The following is a 1295-nucleotide window of genomic DNA, read 5'->3' as shown; positions in this document are numbered from 1 at the left end:
GGTATTGACCGCCCACATAGGTAACAGATCTGACCGGGCACATGGGTAACAGGTGTTAATGTGTAAGCTTCATAGAGGAGAAGCTTATGCCTTGGAATGAGACCTGTATCATGAGTCAAAGAACACAATTTATTGAAGATTGGTTAAGTCACCGTTTTTCTATTACGGAGCTATGTCGACGATATGAGATAGCGCGTAAAACAGGGTATAAATGGATTAACCGTTTCCATAGTCAAGGCATGAATGGGATGGCTGACTTGAGCCGAGCGAGACATACCCAAGCTCAACAAACCCCAGATTGGATAGTTGAACACATTCTCGACTTAAAAGTTCGTTATCCTTACTGGGGCCCCGTCAAAATTCATTCTGCATTATATAGAGATAATGCTTTGCAAGCATGGCCTGCAGCTAGCACGATCGGCGAGATATTAAAGAAAAATGGTCTAGTTAGAAGTAAGCGAAAACGCCAGAGGATCCCACCTCATACTCAGCCATTAAAACACGCACTAGAGGCAAATGATGTTTGGAGTGCCGATTTTAAAGGTCAATTTAAATTGGGAAATGAACGATGGTGTTATCCATTAACATTAACCGACAATTACAGTCGAATGTTACTTAGTTGCAAAGGTTTATATAACACCAAATTGCCTCCTGTATTGAACCTTTACAAAGCTGCGTTTCGTGAATATGGGCTGCCAAAAGCAATCCGTACAGATAATGGTTGGCCATTCGCTTCTTTGACCTTGGGAGGGCTTTCCCCTTTATCCATATGGCTCATCCGTCTTGGAATAAACCCAGAGAGAATAAAACCGGGGTGCCCACAGCAGAACGGTCGGCATGAGCGTATGCACAGAACATTAAAAGAAGCCGTAGCCAATCCACCTAAGGCTAACTTGTCTGTTCAACAACGAGCGTTAAATCGTTTTAGAAGGGAGTACAACTTCGAACGACCGCACCAGGCGCTTGGTTTAGGTGTTTGTCCTAACGATGCTTATCAATGCTCATTACGTGCTTATCCTGAAATACTACCGGAGCTGAATTACCCAGCTAATTTTGAAATCAGAAAAGTAAAATGTGGAGGTTATATCAAGTTCCATGGGCGGCCAATTTATACGACAAGGAGACTGGTTGGTGAGTATGTGGGACTAAAAGCAGTTGACTGCAATTGCTGGTTGCTGCATTTTGGAACTCTAAAATTAGGGATCGTAGATGAAGTAGTTGGTCGAGTAATCCGGCCAACATAAGTGTTACCTATGTGACCGGTTTAAAGTGTTACCTATGAGGTCGGTAGTACA

1 protein-coding gene is annotated in these 1295 nt (G+C 43.1%); it reads left to right on the top strand.

The features are described 5' to 3' along the window. Positions 1-86 precede the first annotated feature (86 nt). The gene (locus tag AACW90_RS22840; RefSeq protein WP_390239359.1) at positions 87-1244 is read left to right on the top strand and encodes an integrase core domain-containing protein; all 1158 of its coding nucleotides are present in this window, start codon (positions 87-89) and stop codon (positions 1242-1244) included. Positions 1245-1295: the final 51 nt, after the last annotated feature.

The organism is Vibrio frigidus, assembly GCF_042465995.1.
Lineage (GTDB): Bacteria > Pseudomonadota > Gammaproteobacteria > Enterobacterales > Vibrionaceae > Vibrio.
The sequence above is the reverse complement of the archived record's forward strand: the minus strand, read 5'-3'. Positions and strand labels throughout refer to the sequence as shown.

Bases quoted from the DNA above. Each gene is read 5' to 3' on its own strand.
- AACW90_RS22840 (WP_390239359.1), top strand. From the start codon at position 87: ATGCCTTGGAATGAGACCTGTATCATGAGTCAAAGAACACAATTTATT.